19 protein-coding genes are annotated in these 18167 nt (G+C 43.2%); 7 read left to right on the top strand and 12 right to left on the bottom strand.

What is annotated here, in order from left to right:
• Window position 1: 1 nt before the first annotated feature.
• The 12 genes from tadF to OQJ86_RS03375 are packed head-to-tail and all read right to left on the bottom strand — an operon-like array spanning window position 2 to window position 9350.
• The gene (gene tadF / locus OQJ86_RS03320; protein WP_227740519.1) at window positions 2–523 is read right to left on the bottom strand and encodes a tight adherence pilus pseudopilin TadF; all 522 of its coding nucleotides are present in this window, start codon (window positions 521–523) and stop codon (window positions 2–4) included.
• A gap of 2 nt (window positions 524–525) precedes the next feature.
• Window positions 526–1011, bottom strand: a complete 486-nt coding sequence (locus tag OQJ86_RS03325; protein WP_038865950.1) for a TadE family protein — start codon at window positions 1009–1011, stop codon at window positions 526–528.
• A 14-nt stretch (window positions 1012–1025) separates the two neighbouring features.
• Window positions 1026–1724, bottom strand: a complete 699-nt coding sequence (locus OQJ86_RS03330; RefSeq protein WP_265986319.1) for a tetratricopeptide repeat protein — start codon at window positions 1722–1724, stop codon at window positions 1026–1028.
• Window positions 1724–2584 carry a type II secretion system F family protein gene (locus OQJ86_RS03335; protein ID WP_265986320.1) on the bottom strand — a complete coding sequence of 287 codons (861 nt, stop codon included), beginning with the start codon at window positions 2582–2584 and terminating at the stop codon, window positions 1724–1726. The genes OQJ86_RS03330 and OQJ86_RS03335 overlap by 1 nt, the downstream gene beginning before the upstream one ends.
• On the bottom strand, window positions 2581–3483 hold the full coding sequence (locus tag OQJ86_RS03340) for a type II secretion system F family protein (RefSeq protein ID WP_265986589.1): 903 nt from the start codon (window positions 3481–3483) through the stop codon (window positions 2581–2583). Before OQJ86_RS03340 ends, OQJ86_RS03335 begins: the two co-directional genes overlap by 4 nt.
• Window positions 3483–4760: a CpaF family protein gene (locus OQJ86_RS03345; RefSeq protein WP_038879009.1), complete on the bottom strand. Its 1278-nt coding sequence runs from the start codon at window positions 4758–4760 to the stop codon at window positions 3483–3485. The genes OQJ86_RS03340 and OQJ86_RS03345 overlap by 1 nt, the downstream gene beginning before the upstream one ends.
• Window positions 4757–5992, bottom strand: coding sequence for a chromosome partitioning protein ParA (locus OQJ86_RS03350; protein WP_038865945.1), 1236 nt, complete (start codon window positions 5990–5992; stop codon window positions 4757–4759). Before OQJ86_RS03350 ends, OQJ86_RS03345 begins: the two co-directional genes overlap by 4 nt.
• Window positions 5992–6468, bottom strand: coding sequence for a hypothetical protein (locus OQJ86_RS03355; protein ID WP_038865944.1), 477 nt, complete (start codon window positions 6466–6468; stop codon window positions 5992–5994). The genes OQJ86_RS03350 and OQJ86_RS03355 overlap by 1 nt, the downstream gene beginning before the upstream one ends.
• A complete protein-coding gene (locus tag OQJ86_RS03360) occupies window positions 6465–7814 on the bottom strand; it encodes a type II and III secretion system protein family protein (RefSeq protein WP_050566679.1) in 1350 nt (449 codons plus the stop codon). Before OQJ86_RS03360 ends, OQJ86_RS03355 begins: the two co-directional genes overlap by 4 nt.
• Entirely contained in the window at window positions 7814–8659 is an 846-nt protein-coding gene (gene cpaB / locus OQJ86_RS03365; RefSeq protein ID WP_265986324.1) for a Flp pilus assembly protein CpaB, read from the bottom strand. Before cpaB ends, OQJ86_RS03360 begins: the two co-directional genes overlap by 1 nt.
• Before the next feature lie 16 nt (window positions 8660–8675).
• Entirely contained in the window at window positions 8676–9119 is a 444-nt protein-coding gene (locus OQJ86_RS03370; protein ID WP_038865941.1) for an A24 family peptidase, read from the bottom strand.
• Window positions 9120–9146: 27 nt separating this feature from the next.
• On the bottom strand, window positions 9147–9350 hold the full coding sequence (locus OQJ86_RS03375) for a Flp family type IVb pilin (RefSeq protein ID WP_038865939.1): 204 nt from the start codon (window positions 9348–9350) through the stop codon (window positions 9147–9149).
• Between the two features lie 332 nt (window positions 9351–9682).
• Between OQJ86_RS03375 and OQJ86_RS03380 the strand changes: the two genes are divergently transcribed.
• The 7 genes from OQJ86_RS03380 to OQJ86_RS03410 all read left to right on the top strand — a co-directional run bounded on the left by OQJ86_RS03380 (window position 9683) and on the right by OQJ86_RS03410 (window position 18166).
• The gene (locus OQJ86_RS03380; RefSeq protein ID WP_038865937.1) at window positions 9683–10546 is read left to right on the top strand and encodes a LysR family transcriptional regulator; all 864 of its coding nucleotides are present in this window, start codon (window positions 9683–9685) and stop codon (window positions 10544–10546) included.
• A gap of 11 nt (window positions 10547–10557) precedes the next feature.
• Window positions 10558–11373: a transglycosylase SLT domain-containing protein gene (locus OQJ86_RS03385; protein WP_045420994.1), complete on the top strand. Its 816-nt coding sequence runs from the start codon at window positions 10558–10560 to the stop codon at window positions 11371–11373.
• A 153-nt stretch (window positions 11374–11526) separates the two neighbouring features.
• Complete coding sequence (locus OQJ86_RS03390; RefSeq protein ID WP_038865934.1) at window positions 11527–13218, top strand: AMP-binding protein; 1692 nt, start codon at window positions 11527–11529, stop codon at window positions 13216–13218.
• 332 nt (window positions 13219–13550) lie between these two features.
• Window positions 13551–14186 (top strand): response regulator transcription factor, encoded by a 636-nt coding sequence (locus tag OQJ86_RS03395; RefSeq protein ID WP_038865932.1) that lies wholly within the window; start codon window positions 13551–13553, stop codon window positions 14184–14186.
• Between the two features lie 206 nt (window positions 14187–14392).
• Window positions 14393–14986 carry a hypothetical protein gene (locus OQJ86_RS03400; protein ID WP_038865931.1) on the top strand — a complete coding sequence of 198 codons (594 nt, stop codon included), beginning with the start codon at window positions 14393–14395 and terminating at the stop codon, window positions 14984–14986.
• Window positions 14987–15081: 95 nt separating this feature from the next.
• Window positions 15082–15765, top strand: a complete 684-nt coding sequence (locus OQJ86_RS03405; protein ID WP_038865930.1) for a molecular chaperone — start codon at window positions 15082–15084, stop codon at window positions 15763–15765.
• 10 nt (window positions 15766–15775) lie between these two features.
• A complete protein-coding gene (locus tag OQJ86_RS03410; protein ID WP_265986333.1) occupies window positions 15776–18166 on the top strand; it encodes a fimbria/pilus outer membrane usher protein in 2391 nt (796 codons plus the stop codon).
• Window position 18167 lies beyond the last annotated feature (1 nt).

The raw sequence follows: 18167 nt of genomic DNA on the forward strand, positions 1-18167 counted from the left end.
GTTACCTCCCCACCACAACAGAACTGGATGTGATTGTCATCGTGGATGCGCCTGAATTCCCCCAAAGCTGGGTAAACCAAGAGTTTTCTTGCTGACAAAGCGTTACTTGATACAAAGAGAAAATCACGCCATTCTCAACGGGTGCTAACTCTGACTTCGTATCTAAACCCGCTGCCTCACAGCCGAGATTTTTGTACTCGTTACTTTCAAAAGCATTTAACGTCGCCTTATTGTGCAATGCTTCAATTTTGATAGCGACGCTGCCTGGTGTCGTATCAAGTAGACGTGACGCAAGTGTCTGCATGTCCGTTTCATCACTTGCGTTTAAAGGTAATCTTTCGTCGTAATAACGACTTCGCTCTTTAAGGATATTAGCTAGCGCAAAACTCCCACGATCAAGTTGAGCACGAGCTAATAACTTGTCACTAATGTCCGTCATGAAATAAAAGATGCTGATGAGAGCAATCAAAACAAAAAACAGCTCAATCGCAAAAACACCTTTTTGTCGGGATCGTATTTTCATCATCACTCCTCCCAACCTTCATGTTCTAGGTTAATCAGTGTGCTTTTGGTAATCGGGATAACATCGTTGGAAAATACGTTCAAAATTGGTGTGTAGTTATAGGTCAACGTAATTTCAGCAATAGCATACCCTTGATCGTCTTCTCCCATCTCGGCATCAGAATAACTGGTACCTGAAATTAGATCGGCGTATGTTAAATAGTACCGACCAGACACTTCAAAGTTTTCAGCAGGAACGAGTGACGTCCATAATGCCCCTCCGTCCTTCATCGCCGAATCCAATGTTAGGTTGTAGTTATCGTAGGAGTTTCCGCCTTCAAACACCTTTGTGTTTCTGACTGACTCCCTCAACGCATACTCAACCAAGTTGGTTACGTAAATTCTAAATCCCATTTCAAAAAGCATGACGAGAGCAAGAGCAAGAACCCCGGCCCCTAATGCAAATTCAACTACGGTTACGCCCTTTACCTTTCTTCGAGAATACTCCATACCGTCCACCCTTATTACCGGTGTAACTTCCTCGAGATTTGCGCTACTTGAGAATCGGTAAATGCTCCTTCAAGTAAATCTCTCGCTTGATAGACATCCCCTACTTTGAACAGTGCGATAGCCAAATTCGCTCGCACTTTCTGGTTACTTGGGTTCTCTTGATAAACAGGAACCAATAGCGATATCACGTCGTCATACTGTCGTTGTGCAAGATAAACTACGGCTAAATTGTTTTTCACCGCCACGTCGTTATAGCCTTTTAGACGAGCTTGATTGAACGCATTTTTTGCTTGAGAGAACTGGTCGGTATTGCAATAGGAGATGCCCGATAAAACATAGATTTCTCCGCTGTTGTTGCCCATTTCGATCGAGCTTTTATAGCGTTTCAGAGCCAAAGAATCTTCACCATCTTGGCTATGAATCTGACCTCTTAATTGCAGGAGCTCACTATTCTTCCCCCCTTGATTGAGCAAATGGTCAGCATAAAACTTAGCCGACTCGATATCGCCCTTATCAAAATACACTTTTGCAAGTTCCTGCATGATCTGGACGTCTTCAGGTCGCTTTTCTAGATGCCCTTTATAGTGATTAATCAGGCCTGTATGGTTATCAACACGCTCCATGTTTTGCACCACACTCTCTTCACTCTCTATTGTGGAAGAGCAACCAAACAGCAAAAGTAGTGGAATACTCAAAAAAGTCGCCTTATTCATTATTTACCCCCCCTAAAGCTCGTAAAGTCGATTTGTAAAAAGCCAGGAGCAAGAATAAAAATGACGATTGGAAACATGATCAGCAAGATCAAAGGCACACTCATTTTGGCTGACAATTTACCCATTTTCTCTTCAATTTCGAGTAATTGAATCCGACGCATATCTTCGGCTAAATCACTTAAAACATTCGCAACGGATGCACCATAGTGAAGGTTTTGAATAATCGTTAAGACAAAGCTGTTGATTTCTGGTGCAGGCAAGCGAACGGAAAGATCATGCAATGCTTTTTCTATCCCATGTACTTTGCCGGCTTCTGATGTTTTATTGATTTGATAACATAAATCTTTATCGAAGATTTTTAGCTCTTGTGCTAAATACGCAAACGACGCTTCAATTGTCATACCGGTTTGCACGCAAACAGACATAATATCGAGGACATAAGGAAGGTTTTTCGAAACCTTTCGCACTAACATGCGCTTTCGCATCTCGAGTAACAGATCTGGAACAATGATGATACTAATAACAGCAATGATTGAAACTAATAACTTATTAATTAATGCCATGTCTAACAACCATATAAATACGGTTACTAAAAGAAAAACAACTGCTTTTAAAGGGAAGTAATATTTCGCTAAATCTTTATTGTAGTATCCGGCGTTAATAAGTTTTTGCTCTAAATCTTTTTTGTTTCCTTCACCAAATTTAACAATGAAGGAATCGATTTTTTTCTTTGTTGGTTGTTTTTGGCCATATTTAAGATACTTGCTCAGTACCAACTCTTTTTTACGAGTGAAATAATAGTCATAAATCAAAAATGACAACGAAAAAATAATCAATAAAATACTCAGTGATAAAATCATCGTCTTACTCCTTTTACAAGAAGCCAAACAACGAATAAACCTAACACCTCACTACCTACAACATAGTAAAGTACCATCCGCCCTTGAGGGTCATTAAGAATAAAGTCGATGTGGCTCGGATCAATTTGATTGACCATGAATGCAAATGCGATCGGTATTGCAGCGACTACTTTAGCGGAGATACGAGCCTCAGAGGTCATCGCCATTTTTTTCGACTCTAACGTTCTGGCATCAACCAAAATGCGAATTAGCCTTGCCAATACATTTTTTAGTTGTCCACCACGGTTAATATTGGCGCGTATCGTAATGGTAAAGAAGATGTATTCAGGGTAAGGAAATGCTTTACAAGAGCGAAGTAACACCTTTTCTGCATTTTCCCCCAGCTTAAGTCGATCCCCCATTTCTTTAAATTCTCGCCCGACTTCTCCTTCCATGTTTTCGCCAACAAAAGAAAAAGCATGCATTAAACTCTCACCCGCGGTTACGGCACTCATCAAAATGTTCAATGCGTCCGGAAACTTCTTCTCGAAATCTAAGCGACGTTTATTTTTCAACCAGTAATAGGCCCAAACTACTGAAAATGTAAAAATACCAATAGAAAGTAGCATTGATTTAATATTGAGAACTTCATAAATGACGTAATAACTTAAATAAGCAGAAAGAACGATAAACACAAAAATAATAAAGTTTGCTCTTGGTCCTAAAACCTTTATTGCGGGAGATAAATTATTTTTGAATCTCTGCCAACGCTTTTGTTCCATCAATGCGTTCAAATTAATCGCCGCAATAATATCTTCGTCGACTTCAGTCTCTGGAAAATAATTCCCTATTTTGCTTCTTCGATGGCTCGTTAAAAGCAAAACGGCAATACCAAATAAGATAAAAGCAATCCATAACATCATGATCTTGCTCCTTGGAAGGCTTGCATCAGCTCTTCATACAAGCCGTAAAAATGTGCTTTTTTAACAAGCTCGGAGCGCTGCATAAGGCCCTCGGTCATAAAGCGTCCTCTTACTGCTTCACCATAACCCACTTCGTCGTATTGAAAACGGAAGATTTCCTCCATCACCACGCTATCGCCTTCGAGCCCTACGATTTCAGAGATGCTGGTTATTTTCCTTGAACCATCACGCAGTCGGTTCACTTGAACCACCAGCTCAATAGCACTCACAATCGCGCGTCGAATAGCATCGAGAGGCTGATTTAAGTTCGCCATCATTACCATGGATTCCACGCGTGATATTGCATCTCGTGGCGAGTTAGCATGCAGTGTCGACATGGAGCCTTCGTGACCCGTATTCATTGCTTGGAGCATCTCAAATGCTTCTGAGCCGCGACACTCACCGAGGATGATTCGATCAGGGCGCATACGAAGCGCATTAATAACCAAATCACGCTGAGTCACTAAGCCCGTGTGTTCCACACTCTCCGCTCTCGTTTCTAGGCGAACTAGGTTGGGTTGCTCTAAACGAAGCTCTGCCGCATCCTCAATTGTCACAATACGCTCGTCTTCACTGATGTATTGTGAAAGCGAATTCAATAAGGTGGTTTTACCTGAACCCGTACCACCCGAGATCAGAATGTTCATTCGGCAACGGGAAGCAATTGATAACAATCTCGCCATGTCCATCGACAGTGAACCAAAATCAACAAGCTCTTCTAGCCCGATATTTTGTTCGCGGAATTTACGTATCGAAATTGAGGTACCATCTAAGGCAATGGGTGGGATAACGATGTTGACACGACTACCGTCCTCAAGACGCGCATCTACGGTAGGAGAAAGCTCATCCACACGACGTCCGATCCGCGCAGCAATTTGTTTTGCTATCGTCAGGACTTGCTCTTCATCGATGAAGGTAATGTCCGACTTTTCTAATTTGCCATGCTTCTCAAAAAAGACGTTATTGGGGCCATTTACCATGATGTCGGTTATCGCTCGGTCATCAACCAGCGATTGAATCGGCCCAAGACCAAAGAGTTCATCCAGCATGCTTTTGACCAAACTTGACTTCATCATGGTCGTGACTGGACGATCAAAGTTCGTCGCTAAAACATCGACAGCGTTTCGGATTTGCCCTTCAATTTCCAAACGAGAAAGGCTTTGTATTGCTTCAACATCTAGAGCCTCAAAAATCTGTGACCGAAAAGCCGTGTAGATCTCTTTATTTGAACTCATCTTACCCCCAATCTAGCGAGCCAACCGCTAGCATGTTGAGTGGATTGTCCATTGATCAAACGAGTAAGATCATCGATAGCATGATTGATATTTCGATCGTGTTTGTGCGCGCGCTTGCCCTCAATAAGAAGGTGAGCCAGTGAGCGACAATACCCCATATCAAGATTGACTTCAGAACCAAGATATTTCTGGAGATCATTTTGTTCGATAACAAACGTGTTCTCTGGTCGGTGGTGATTTGCAAGTGTAATAATCCGGATCCGCTTGCTCATTGAAAGCTGCTTATTCTCAAGCTGTTCAAGTAACGCTTTGGCATTGCGGACGGAAGAAACCGAAGGCTCAAAAACCACCACGACCACGTCGTAATTTTCAATCAACATATTGGGGTCAACACGAAAGTCGACGCTTCCCGAGAAGTCTTCGATCATAAAGTTGGTGTTTCGACTCAATAATTCGCAAAGTGTCTGGCTATAACTGAAAATGTCTGACTGAGATCGGTCACTATTAAGTGAAAGTAAACGTAGGTTTTTACGCACTTTGGTCAGATGACTTAATGCCCCTTCCGTATCTAACTCATGGATAGGGACAGAGTATTCGTCGATGGAGCGAGATTTGAAGTCATCTAACGCAAGGAGCACATCAATATTGCTGTCATTGTATTGATGGTCGACCAACACATTATCGATATTATTGGCGGCTAACTTCGAGCTAATTTCAGTGGCAATAAACGACGTCCCTATCCCACCTTTGCTTCCGACAACTGCAACACGCTTTGCTTTTCGCTGTTTACTTACCCCTGTGTAAGTCTGCAAATTACGATGTACATTCATGACGAAATCAGCAAACTCGTGCTTGTTGATTGGCCAATAAAGATAATAGAACCCTAACTCTTTGAGCTGACGTAAGACGCAGATGGAGTCTTCTGTACCGATGACAATAATACCTTTGTGGGTCGGCATTTGGTTGGTTAACGCTTGAGCATCCGTGACAATGTCAGATGACTCCGTGAGTTCAAGAATGACAATATTCCCACTTTGCTCAGAGTAAAAACCTTTAGGAACCGAACTCTGTTTTACGCACGTTGGTGCACTCCACCCCTCAAACTCGAACATTTCTTGAACCAGAGACATACACTCTAAGCTCTGGTAAAGCAGTACACACCCTGTTGGCCCATGTGCACTTTCTATGATTTGCGGTTTGCTCTCTTTGAGAGATTTTCCTAAGTCAAACATCACAATCCCTCCACGATACGTTCCTTGTGTGAGACTTGCTTCATCCGAGCTACTTCAGAAAAGCAATTCCGACTGACATTCACCTCTTCTATCTCAGAAGGTGCGCACTGGTGCGTCACTAATGCGTGGTAAGTAATCGTCAGTTGGATGTCATTCGACAGCGAACTGTTTTGGCGCACAACAAACTCATCCGCTCTCAAACGCAACGCCGTCTTGTCTTTAAGTGATTTATAAACCACTTTTTTACCCTTATTGCTCCGATATTCAACAAGGTAACTCGCCCCTGAATCTATCTCGTCAACCGTGTCAAAAATCATGTTCAACTTTTCTTCCGTTTGTTGAGTAGATTTCACCGTAAACTGATAGATATGGGTTTCAGGGTAAATAAGCGCTTCCGCTCCTGGTCCATTGAAATAACGCTCAGCACACCCAGAAAGTAATAACGCGCTTAGCACTGCCACAAATAAAGTTTTCATTGAATAAAACCTCCCTGAGACAGCAATTGAATGGTTGGGTCATTGCCTTTGTTGCCTTCTTCACTATCCGAAATTTTCAACCAACGGCGAAGTGTCGACGTTTTGCTCATGTAGGGCATTTGGATGTCTTTCTTCTTCATTGGTTTGACAAGATTAACGGTCGCAACAATGATCAGCTCCGTGCGTCGTCTATCTGTAGAGGCTTTGCGAAACGCAGCGCCGAGAACAGGAATATCGCCAAGAAGTGGAATTTTTTGCAGCTCTTCTAAATCGGCACTACTCATCAGCCCACCAAGTACAAAACTATCGCCATCACCAAGTTCAATCGTGGTCATCGCTCTTCGAGTCGCAAATTGGGGTACTTCCAGCCCAGCAGAGCGAATGTATCTTTCTACTTCGCTAACTTCAGGCATGAGACGCATTCGAATTTTGCCCTCATGAAGGACTTTCGCGGTAAGGTCGAGTTTGATACCAAACTCTCGAAAGGTAATGTTGATATTATTATTGGTGGTAACAATCACAGGGACTTCACCACCAACTAAGAAGCTGGCAGACTCTCCTGAGATAACGGTAAGGTTTGGCTCGGCGAGGACTTGGGCAACGTTTTCATTACCAAGTGCAGTGATCAAAGTGGTGAGATCGGCAGCATCAAATTGTTGGAATAAAAACTCACCGACATCCGCGCCAACAGAAGACCAATCCACACCTACAGTTTGAGCGAACGTTTCTGTCACTTGAGCGACCGATATTTTCACATTGACCTGTTGATCCGTCGCGACCTCAATAAGTTCTAATATGCCTTCCCACGTCATATTGCGAGCAAAGATCATGCTTTGAGGTTCTTCAACATCGTAAGCATCACTTTCAAACTCCAAGACTTGGGTCTCTTCCCACTTCTCCGTTTTGTCTCTTCCGAGCAAAGTAGCGACCATTCGATAAATATCATCACGTTGCTGTTCAGATTCAACAACCCCACTCACTGCGACCTGATTACCCACCGATTCCACTTTGATGTTGAGTTCAGGGTAGTGAAGCTTGATTTGACGTCGGACCAACGACAGATCAATATCGACAATAATTCGGTCAGAGAGCAGCACTTTCTTCGATTTACCGTAAATGATGAATCTGGCTTGCCCGACATCCTTGGCAAAAACAACGACGGTATTTTCATTTACAACGTTGTAGTCGACGATTTCAGGGTCACTGACAAATACGGTCGAGATCGGTTCTTTCACCTCAATGTGTTGACCATCACTGACCGTGATATAACGATCACCAGAGAAAGCGGAAAAACTAAATAAAAACACCAAAAACCAAGCGTATGAGAATATCCTTTTTGTTTTCATCACAGCTCCTCTCCTTGGGCAGATTGACGAGAAGATCCTCTTAACTCGGTCACGCCACTATAATTGCCGATCACATCACGAACTTCCGCGAAAACAGGATCTTTATAGCGATGGCTTCGATATACCTCTAGATGCATCGTTTTCTGCGCGATAGATAACTTGGCGATCTCACTGGGCTCGACTTCAACAACGATGACTATTTGATGATCATCTTCACTTGAGACATTTGATTTAACTCGGGAGTCCACTGGCTCTTTGGTATTACCGACACTGAGCACTTTGACGTTTCTCAAAATCAATTGTGCATTCACGCCACTAAAATCAATTGCGTCGGTATCTTCATCGGATAAGTTTTCTTTTGGGGAGCCCACGGAAAGCACATCAACACTAGTACCTGGACGGATATAACCTTTGACCAAGTTACGAGTACTCACCAGTAAAGAATACGGCTCTTTCCCTTCGGTAATGAGAAGGTCGATATAACGAGGATCGTTTTCTTTAACTTGATATTCAGAGAAGACGATTTTTCCAGCTTCAATGTTTTTTGAAAGGAGAGTAGACGGTGAGAAATCCAGCTTTATATCGGAGTTAATCCCCTCTTCTAAAGCGATATTAAGCAACATCTGCTCTTTTTGAACATCATCGATTTCAATAGGTGTTCCGCGCTCTAGATTGCTCTTCGCACGCCAGACCTGAACATAATGAGCCTGTGGCTCATCTGAATTGCTTGGTTGGGATACGGTTGGATTTTGCTGTTGAGGCTGGGCAGTCATATGGTTGTAAAGTCCGATGCCTCCAAACAGTAATGCTAACAGTGCAAAAACCATCCCTATACGAGATCGCATACGCCCCTCCCGTTTTTTAAACGGATGTTTTCAAAAGAAGTGCCGTATAAAACCCACAACAAATTGCAACACCGTAGGGGAGCCCGATCTGAGATTTCTTACCCTCTCCAGTAACGTGAGATGGTCGCGGTAGTATCAGGTAGGTTACTGCCAATATCCCTCCGTATATCCCAACGAAAATCAATGCCTCTAAAAGGCTTTGAGTTGGGAGTGAGAAAGAAAAAGCAGCAATAAGTTTTACGTCCCCTCCTCCAAGTACCCTAATTACATGGAGGAAAAGCAAAGCAGACCAACAAATACCTAAAACCCAAAGACTTGATAGTGAAAAGTCTGCAATGCCAATCGCAATCGCTAAAACGGCAATCACCAATACGTGACTGTTTTTGATGGTTCGCTCTCTGATATCAGAAAGCGACACAACAAGACAGACTGTTGCTAACGTGATGTATAAAAACAACATTCAATATTTGGAAAACCTGTTTTAGTTTCAGAATGCATCCAAGTCAGCAGCAATGTCATCAAACGCTCCATCCAATGCCGTAATAAGAGATCCATCAGAAGCGAAGGTAAGAATCAAGAATGCCGCCATTGCAACACCGATTAATCCGTACTCAATAGCAGTTACACCTTGCTCATCATTTTTAAGTTCATTTAGGTAGTTTGTAATGTCTACATAAAGTTTAGTAATCATGGTTTGTCCCTCTTTCCTTGTTTCGTACTAATTGCTTAGCACTTTGATCGTAGACACCGGATCACTGTCTCAAAAATGAACAACATCGGTGTGACCGATTCTGCCAATACTCTGTATTCCAATTGTCCTTATTCTTTAGAGGTATCAGAAAAAACTTCTATCTACAGTTCAGTCAATTAGCTATCACTCTTCTTCTTTGACTGGCAAAAATAAGATTTTGTACCACAAACCCAAACTGTGACACATGTCACACTTAGCTAAATTGTTAGTTAAGCCTTCTTCATACCCATTAAGCTAAAACTTAAGGACTAGAGGAAAGAGGAAGCACCTCGATGAAACTGCCCTTCGACAATCTGATCTCTTTTCATGCCGTGATCACTTATGGTTCTTTCAGCAGTGGAGCGAGAAAGTTAGGTAAGTCTCAATCGACGGTAAGTGGTGCGGTGAAGAGCTTAGAAGAGGAGCTAGGCTATCTGCTAATAGACAGAAGCAACAAACAAGTTGAACCAACAGAACGGGGAAAGAAGATCTATCAGCTGGCAACGCCCATCATCAACAAGTACAACGAACTGAGCCAAATCGCCGAATCCCTGTTGAGAACTGATCTATACCATATGCGAGTCGGCATTGATTCTCTGGTGTTTAACAACGAAGTCAAAAGTGCACTCATTGAGTTCTCAGAAGCCTTTCCTGAAATTGAACTTACTGTCGTCACTAAACCAAGTCGAATTCTGGGTCAATACGTCAATAATAACCAAATCGATATTGCCATCTGCAACCCTTATCACCGCACCAAATTAGACTTTAATATTGATGAGCTTTTTACCGTCAACTGCAATTGGATTGTGCATCGAGAGTTAATTCAAGAGGGTAAGCCCACTGAGTCTCGACTACTCTTATTGGATGGGTGCGAAGATTTGATCGACCTTTCGAATGTAGCCAAAAACAACATGTGGATACTCGATGACATCAGTACCATCATGGAATTGTGTATTGCTAAAAAAGGCATGGCGTTCCTTCCGCAACATACGATTGATAACTCCATGCATCAGGGGGTGTTAGCAAAGGCCCCCAGCGAAAGTGCGTTATTTGGGAAGCAGCTGTACGCCTCGTTGATTTGGCCAATACACTCTGACTACGGCAAATACCATCAATGGTTGCACGATAAATTAAGAAAAGGGCACAAACACTTTTAACCGGAGTCGAGATGTCTTTCTACTCTCCATTATTCAAAAACCACCTTCTCATCGTCTTGAGCAGTGTTTTGCTTTATGCCTCTTACCCAATTCAAGCAAAAATGACTGCGGTAGACAAAAACTCCGTTGCTCAACAAAATCGGCAATCATTGAACAATAAGAAGCTCAGGCTAAAACCTGCTCCAACCGCCTCTACCAGTTCAAGAAATCACGTTATTGAACTTCGAGGAAAAAATACGCCTTCTTCCCAAACCGTTTATTCGTTCATCAAAAAGCCAACATCGCCTGCGGCGTTACAGTATTTACCCACCATCGTCGCAGCATCAAAACAATGGCAGATTGATCCTGCTCTTATTCTTGCTGTCATTCATACGGAAAGCGCATTTAACCCCAATGCGGTATCTCATGCCGATGCAATTGGCTTGATGCAGGTAATGGAAAACGGTGGAGCATTAGAAGTCTCTCAGCAGCTCTATTTTGGCCGAAGGATAGAAAGAGAAGCATTGTTTGAGCCTGAGTTTAATATCGATATAGGCACGGCATATTTACATATTCTCGAAACGGAGTATTTACACGCTATTCACTCAGAAAAGAGTCGAACCTTACTCGCAATTGCGGCCTACAACTGCGGTTTATCGAATTTAATGCGCTACTTGTCTTATACACAGTCCATTCCAAATTTTACTAAAGAAATGAATAAATTAAATGATGAAGAAGTCTATTTTCGACTGACACAAGCACTGCCAATTGAGGAAACTCGGCTCTATGTCGCGAAAGTGATGAAGCTTTATCAGCACTATAAAAAGCACCTCACCAATACACCTTAATGATGGACTTAACCGTACTTTGGCCCAAAGAATCGATAAGCTGTGATCCTTGACAGCAAGTTACTGTTTTTTCTCTCCCCAAATAATCACACTCATGCTATCGTTAACATTACATTAACAACAACAAACCTGCGATTAACATGGAGTTAGAGAATGATTCAGCCTAACGAGTTAAGTGAGCAGACTTGCGCTCTCCCACCACCAAATGAAATGATTCTCAAATGGGCAGCGGAGCGCCCAGATGAAGTCTACTTAAAACAAATCATCAACCGACAGTTTGTTGAGTTCACCTACGCCGAAGTGGCCGACCAAGCACTAAAATTGGTTACCGCTTTGCGCAATTTGGGGATTCAGCCGGGCGATAAAGTCGCGCTGGTTTCAAAAAACTGTGCCGAATGGTTTATCTGTGACCTTGCCATGATGCTCGGCGATTACGTCAGCGTACCTATTTTCCCGACTGCGGGTGCAGATACCATTGAGTACTGCCTCACACACAGTGAAAGTAAAGCGATCATAGGCGGTAAGTTGGATGATCCGGCCGCGACCCAACAAGTCATTGATGCCATGCCTGATGTGATCAGCATTGCTTTACCTTACGATACCGCGCCGAAGTGCCAACATCAATTTAAAGCATTGATCGCTAATGCGCAGCCGAGTGAGGAGCGTCCTCAGCACTACGATGATAAGCTAATGTCTCTGGTTTATACATCTGGTACTTCTGGCCTGCCTAAAGGCGCAATGCTGACCTATGGCGCGTTCAGTTGGTCAGTACAACAACTGATCAACCATATTGGTATACAAGAAAACGATCGCTTGTTCTCTTACTTGCCGCTTGCGCACATTACTGAGCGGGTATACATCTTTGGCTCGTCAGTCATGGGTGGCGTAACGACTGCTTTCCCAGAGTCACTCGATACTTTTATCGAAGACGTGAAGATGCACCGCCCTACGCTGTTTATCTCCGTGCCACGCTTATGGACACTGTTCCAACAACGTATTCAAGACAAACTGCCACAGAAAAAACTCAATATTCTGTTGAAGATTCCTTTCGTCAACTCTCTTATTAAGAAGAAGCTGGCTGACGGCCTTGGCCTTGATCAAGCACGTGTATTGGGATGTGGCTCTGCGCCAGTATCTCCTGCCTTATTGGAGTGGTACCGCAGTGTCGGCCTCAACATTACCGAAGCTTGGGGCATGACCGAATCTTTCGCTTACAGCACCCTCAACTACCCATTCCGAGCAGATAAAATTGGTTCGGTTGGTAATGCAGGCCCAGGTATTGAACTCAAAATTGCTGACGATGATGAAATCATGGTTCGTGGTAACGGCTTATTCTCGGGTTATTACAAAAACGACATCGCAACTCAAGAGTCATTTGACAGCGATGGTTGGCTGCATACAGGCGATATCGGCTTTATTGATGCGGAAGGCTACCTCACCATTCAAGGTCGTAAAAAGGACACCTTTAAAACCGCCAAGGGTAAGTTTGTTGCTCCAGTACCAATTGAGAATAAGCTCTTTGAGTACAGCCGTGTAGAAATGATGTGCTTGATCGGCTTAGGTCTGCCTGCACCGATTCTGTTGGTCGTGCCACATGACTTCCCGAACTTTGATCGAGAGCGCTACGCTCGTACCACTCGTAAAGTGATTGAGAGAATGAACCAAGATTTAGAGTCTCATGAACAGATTAAAGGGGTATTGATGATCCAAGACCCGTGGAGTATAGAGAATGGCGTGCTCACACCAACACTCAAGATAAAACGTCATGTGCTTGAACAAAAGTATCATGAAATTGGTCACAACTGGCCGAAAGGCGATCTCGTTGTTTGGGAAGAAGATTTGTAATTATCCTTCCTAACTCACCCCAATATCACCCCTGATGCTGACAAAGTTGCGCATCAGGGGTGATTCTTTTCATACCTTTTCATACTCCGCCCGCTCTAGCTTCACCGCTTATTTTCCTAACTTATTGTCTTATCGATATTTGTATTCTAGTCATTTGGTACTAACCTTTTTTAATACAGGTGCACATGATTTGTTAGCGTAGTTTTGCTTACAACAATATGAAAATGCATGAATCATATGCCGCAGTCTATTCGTTAAATACTTTTATACATCAACGCGTTGAGAACTAGGTTAATAAAAAATCAAAGACTAGACCTACAGGAATATTTGCCATGGAATTCAGTACTCAGCATTTTGTTGTACACCTTTTAAGTCGAGATAATTCATACTCTAGGGTGATTCGCGACTTAATTAAGGTTTCCTTTCCATACGTCAACTTCGTCAATAGCGACCGCTTCACCCAGTTGGATGAAAACAGTCTCAACTCAATCATATTGTTCGACGTACAGACCATGCCATGCCCTAAACGATATGGTATTGCGCCTAACGAACGAGATGAAAAGTGGATCGCCGTTAATGTCAGCTCCCAAACCTCATTAGAGTGGCTAGAAAAAGGCTACTCAGGGCAGATTTGCCATGGACTGGAACTGCTTCCCAAAGCCGTCTCTGCGGTCGCAAATGGCGATGTTTGGTTCCCGCGCCACATCTTAAATAAAGCCATTCATCACTACCAACAGGGGACTGAAAACCCTGTCGTCGCGGCCGAAGAGCTTAGCTCTAAATTCTTGCTTACCAAAAGAGAGAGTGAAGTGTGCAAACTCATGCTTCAAGGTCTCTCTAATACGCAAATCGCAAGACACTCAAATGTGAGTGTGAATACGGTCAAAACTCATGCGTCCAACGTATTGCATAAATTAGATGTGCATTCTCGCTACGAGTTAATGGCGATGGCAAAAGATCAGTTCTAAGCTAACTATAAGAAATAAAAAAGGATTATTGATTAATTCAACATTAGTCAGGGTGTAATCAAATAGAGTTGAACCAAGTTCACCCCTTTTTCACCCTAACTAATAACATCATCTCACCTTTGTCGGTGAGGTTGAGAGACTCCTCCCCTCATAAGCTAGTAGAGCGATGCAACGATATGCATTCATTACTAACGAGGGATTGAGTTATGAAAAAGTTACTTCTTGCTTCAGCTGTAGCTGCAGCTGCTGCTTCACTTTCTTTTGGCGCTTCTGCGGTTCAGTTTAACAACCCAGTAGACTTTACAACGCTGAGCAAAACTGACCAAAAAACGATTCGTATTGAAGGTCGTGTGCCAAAACGTTGTTTACTACGAATCGGTAAGAAAGATGTGAAAAACAATGTTCTGCGTAAAGCAAACAAAGTGCACTCAGATTCGTGGGATAACGGGTTCAACAACAAGAAAGTGTTAGTTGGTAACTTACGCGCTTGGTGTAACTACGGTACTGATTTGGACTTCTCAGTAACCGCTTACAAACTTCGCGGTGTTACTAAACACAATATGGGCATGAAAATTAACTATAAAGTAAAAATTGGCTCTGAAACCGTTGCGAACACTAAAAACCACCATGGCATGGAGCAAATGGCAACTCCGCTTCCATCAGTTGGTGAGCACTTGGTGAACAAGATCAACAAGCATCCAATTTACGTGAAACCTGAAGATTCAGGCTTTGCACGAGCTGGTAAATATAAAGGTCGTATCAAAGTAAGCCTTGCTGCATCAGGTCCAGTAATGCCTTAACCGAACGACATCTTTATAGATAATATCTTTTAAAGGTAAAGGCAAAAAAACTTGGCTCGGTTATCGAGCCAAGTTTGTTATAGGGAGATAAATCTATGGCTAGGATCACCACTCTTCTCTTTTCTTTATTGTTCAGTTCTGTCTTATTTGCTTATGAGGTAAGTCCGATTTACTTAGAGCTTGATGATGTGGGACGGGGTTCCCAAGGGCTTTATAAAGTAACAAATGTAGAAGAAGAGCCCATTCTGCTTGAAGTGAGTGTCTATCAAGCTGATTTCTCTAGTGGGGAGGAAATCTTAACGCCATCAGAAGAGGACTTCTTAGTTCTCCCACCTCAAGCCAAAATCGATGGACAAAAATCACAAACATTCCGCGTCCGTCATATGCCGAAAGGTAACATCAGCCAGACAGTCACCTACCGAATTATCTTTACTCAGATTGAACTTGAAAATCAGGTCGAAGACGAGACGGATGACAGTTCGATCTCAATGCTATTAGAGTTTGCGACCCTTGCCTTCGTTTCACCGGCATCCAGTAAATCCATTCCAAAAGCGTCGATTCAAAATAACCAAGTTGCGTTAACCAACGATGGCAAACGCGTACTGAATATGAACGGGATGGAATTCAATTTCTCCGGAGGCAAGTCAAACGAGACTATCGATTGGGAAGTGTTGAGCAATAAGAGTAGTGCTTATTTAATGCCGGGTAGCACGGTGAAATACGCCCTTCCTAGCAAGTTAGGACAACCAAAGAAAGTCACCGTAAAAACATTAGACTAATGAGGTTTTCATGAAGAATCTCATTATAGGCCTTATCTTCTTGCTGACCTTGCAAACTGCAACTGCTCAAAGTTGGTTATTTCCATTTCCGTTGATATGGGGGGAAAGGACCCTTGGGGAAATCGATGCGTATTCGGATGGGATCACAGTTGGCTCCATCAATGTAGAACAATTGACACAAGCAACTGAGCAATTAGTCAATGCTGGTACGCTCGACGCCCTCCGAAACTTACCAGATGAGTATGTCACGGTCGAGCAATTGAAGCAGATGGGAATAGCAGCAGAATTCAATTCATCAGATCAAAGCATCAACCTCGTGATTGATGAATCCGCAGCGGCTGATTTTCTGCTTTCTTTCGGCAGTAAATACGAGCCTGCGCAATATTCAGAGAGTGCATTTTGGACCATGCAAAACACCTTCAATGCCAGTACTGATTACACCTTGTTTAGCGATTCAGACAGTGAAAATACGCAGACATGGTTAGGAGAATGGTTGGTGAAGGCCAACATAGGTGGGGTTCGTGGTGCCAATATCGACGTCTCGGGTTTTATTACTGATGGCGACGATATTGACTCTGACGTTTATCGTGGGGAGGCAAGACTCTTCTTCGATGAACCGAGCACGCCTTGGCGTTTAACCTTCGGTGATGTGACTCAAACCAGTGCCGGTCATTTACCTAGTACACCGTTAGGCGGCGTTGCATTTGAGCGTTTGTATCAAGACCTTCAACCAACTCGCAATATTCAAAATGGTGGTACACAACCTTTAGTGCTTAACGAAAGTGCTGATGTGGAGATTTACATCAATGATATTTTCCTCACCGAAATCCGACTTCCACCAGGCCGATACACCCTTGATGACCTTCCGCTGGTCTCTGGCACTAATGATGTTCGGTTAGACATCAGTTATCAATCAGGCCGCACAGACACCATTGTTTATAGCCAATTTTTCAATTCTCGCCTACTGCGTGAAGGCATCTCTGATTTTGGATTTTACTCAGGACTGATTTCGACGATTGAGGACAACAACTTCAAATACGATGATGAGCAATGGGTAACGTCTGGGTATTACGATTACGGTATCAGCGATACCTTAACGCTTGGCGTAAACGGCTTGTATCACCCAGATGGGCAACAACTTGGTGTTATCGCTACCATTGGTTCAGATTGGGGGAATTTGGGGTTAAGGGCCTCCGCTCAAAACAACAAACCCAATGATGAAACTGGCAGCATTTACAGCCTGGATTACTCTCATCAACTTTGGGGAACGGACAGTTATGGCTCACCAAACTTTCGCTTAGGTGCTGAATATCAAGATCAGTATTTTTCACTGCCTTGGCAAATTGGCCCTTCAGCGACAGGGGTACGAGTGTTCTCTAACTATGTATTTACCATTACGGATGATCTCAATCTCATCTTAACTGGGGACTATCGTGATTTTGAAGAAGAGGAAATTGAATGGCTAGTTTCGTCAGAAATTGCGTGGCAATGGTATAGCCTCTCGCTCTCTGCTGGTGTAGAAAAAGAGGAGAACCCAAACGACAATATTGATGAAACGCGCTTCACCTTCTCCGCGGATTGGGATTGGAATTCGGTTTCTGGGGAATATAACGCCAATGTTTCCTATTCGAATGAGCCCGATACTTATCGAGCACAATTCCAACGTCCATCCGATGATTACACTGGCAGCTATGGCTATGCTATGACCGCGGAAGGCGATGCAGATTCACAAACCTATTCCGTTGAAGGCGATTATGTTGCCAACCGATTTATTGCCGATGCCAAGGTCTCCCACCTAGAGTTTGATAATACGGACAGCTATCAAACGGCGTCTTTACGAGCTAGTACAGCACTGACCTTAGCTGATGGTAACTTGGCTTGGTCACGTCCGATCAATGGTCCAGTGGCCATCGTCGCGGTTCATGACTCGTTAGATGCAGACGTAGAAATAAATGCGGTCGCGGATGATCCCGCAGAAGCCATATCAACTTCTACAATTAATAATGCCGTTCAATTATCGGGTGGGCATCAGTTATCCAGCATTTACATCAACGTACCGGATGCTCCTGTCGGCTATGACTTTGGCGACCACGAGTACAACATCACGCCAGGGTCACAGACTGGTCATCTAATAAAAATAGGGTCAGCAGCATCGAAAACCATCATTGGTACGATTGAACTTAGCCAGAATAAACCATTAAAACTATTCCAAGGTCAGTTAGTTGGACAACAGAAAACGTATGATTTTTTCACTAACCGATCAGGTAGATTTGTTGTAGAAGGCGTTGCGCCGGGCGATTACACCATCATGATAGATGGCTTCTCCCCAACGAAACTGAACGTCCCTGATACAAATGAAAATCTGATTTATCTACCCACTTTACTTATTAAAGAGGGATAAA

It is taken from the genome of Vibrio sp. Sgm 5 (assembly GCF_026241575.1).
GTDB lineage: Bacteria > Pseudomonadota > Gammaproteobacteria > Enterobacterales > Vibrionaceae > Vibrio > Vibrio jasicida.

Excerpts from the sequence above, each read along its gene's own strand:
- tadF (WP_227740519.1), bottom strand. The coding sequence starts at position 523 with ATGAAAATACGATCCCGACAAAAAGGTGTTTTTGCGATTGAGCTGTTT.
- OQJ86_RS03325 (WP_038865950.1), bottom strand. The coding sequence starts at position 1,011 with ATGGAGTATTCTCGAAGAAAGGTAAAGGGCGTAACCGTAGTTGAATTT.
- OQJ86_RS03330 (WP_265986319.1), bottom strand. The coding sequence starts at position 1,724 with ATGAATAAGGCGACTTTTTTGAGTATTCCACTACTTTTGCTGTTTGGT.
- OQJ86_RS03335 (WP_265986320.1), bottom strand. The coding sequence starts at position 2,584 with ATGATTTTATCACTGAGTATTTTATTGATTATTTTTTCGTTGTCATTT.
- OQJ86_RS03340 (WP_265986589.1), bottom strand. The coding sequence starts at position 3,483 with ATGTTATGGATTGCTTTTATCTTATTTGGTATTGCCGTTTTGCTTTTA.
- OQJ86_RS03345 (WP_038879009.1), bottom strand. The coding sequence starts at position 4,760 with ATGAGTTCAAATAAAGAGATCTACACGGCTTTTCGGTCACAGATTTTT.
- OQJ86_RS03350 (WP_038865945.1), bottom strand. The coding sequence starts at position 5,992 with ATGTTTGACTTAGGAAAATCTCTCAAAGAGAGCAAACCGCAAATCATA.
- OQJ86_RS03355 (WP_038865944.1), bottom strand. The coding sequence starts at position 6,468 with ATGAAAACTTTATTTGTGGCAGTGCTAAGCGCGTTATTACTTTCTGGG.
- OQJ86_RS03360 (WP_050566679.1), bottom strand. The coding sequence starts at position 7,814 with ATGAAAACAAAAAGGATATTCTCATACGCTTGGTTTTTGGTGTTTTTA.
- cpaB (WP_265986324.1), bottom strand. The coding sequence starts at position 8,659 with ATGCGATCTCGTATAGGGATGGTTTTTGCACTGTTAGCATTACTGTTT.
- OQJ86_RS03370 (WP_038865941.1), bottom strand. The coding sequence starts at position 9,119 with ATGTTGTTTTTATACATCACGTTAGCAACAGTCTGTCTTGTTGTGTCG.
- OQJ86_RS03375 (WP_038865939.1), bottom strand. The coding sequence starts at position 9,350 with ATGATTACTAAACTTTATGTAGACATTACAAACTACCTAAATGAACTT.
- OQJ86_RS03380 (WP_038865937.1), top strand. The coding sequence starts at position 9,683 with ATGAAACTGCCCTTCGACAATCTGATCTCTTTTCATGCCGTGATCACT.
- OQJ86_RS03385 (WP_045420994.1), top strand. The coding sequence starts at position 10,558 with ATGTCTTTCTACTCTCCATTATTCAAAAACCACCTTCTCATCGTCTTG.
- OQJ86_RS03390 (WP_038865934.1), top strand. The coding sequence starts at position 11,527 with ATGATTCAGCCTAACGAGTTAAGTGAGCAGACTTGCGCTCTCCCACCA.
- OQJ86_RS03395 (WP_038865932.1), top strand. The coding sequence starts at position 13,551 with ATGGAATTCAGTACTCAGCATTTTGTTGTACACCTTTTAAGTCGAGAT.
- OQJ86_RS03400 (WP_038865931.1), top strand. The coding sequence starts at position 14,393 with ATGAAAAAGTTACTTCTTGCTTCAGCTGTAGCTGCAGCTGCTGCTTCA.
- OQJ86_RS03405 (WP_038865930.1), top strand. The coding sequence starts at position 15,082 with ATGGCTAGGATCACCACTCTTCTCTTTTCTTTATTGTTCAGTTCTGTC.
- OQJ86_RS03410 (WP_265986333.1), top strand. The coding sequence starts at position 15,776 with ATGAAGAATCTCATTATAGGCCTTATCTTCTTGCTGACCTTGCAAACT.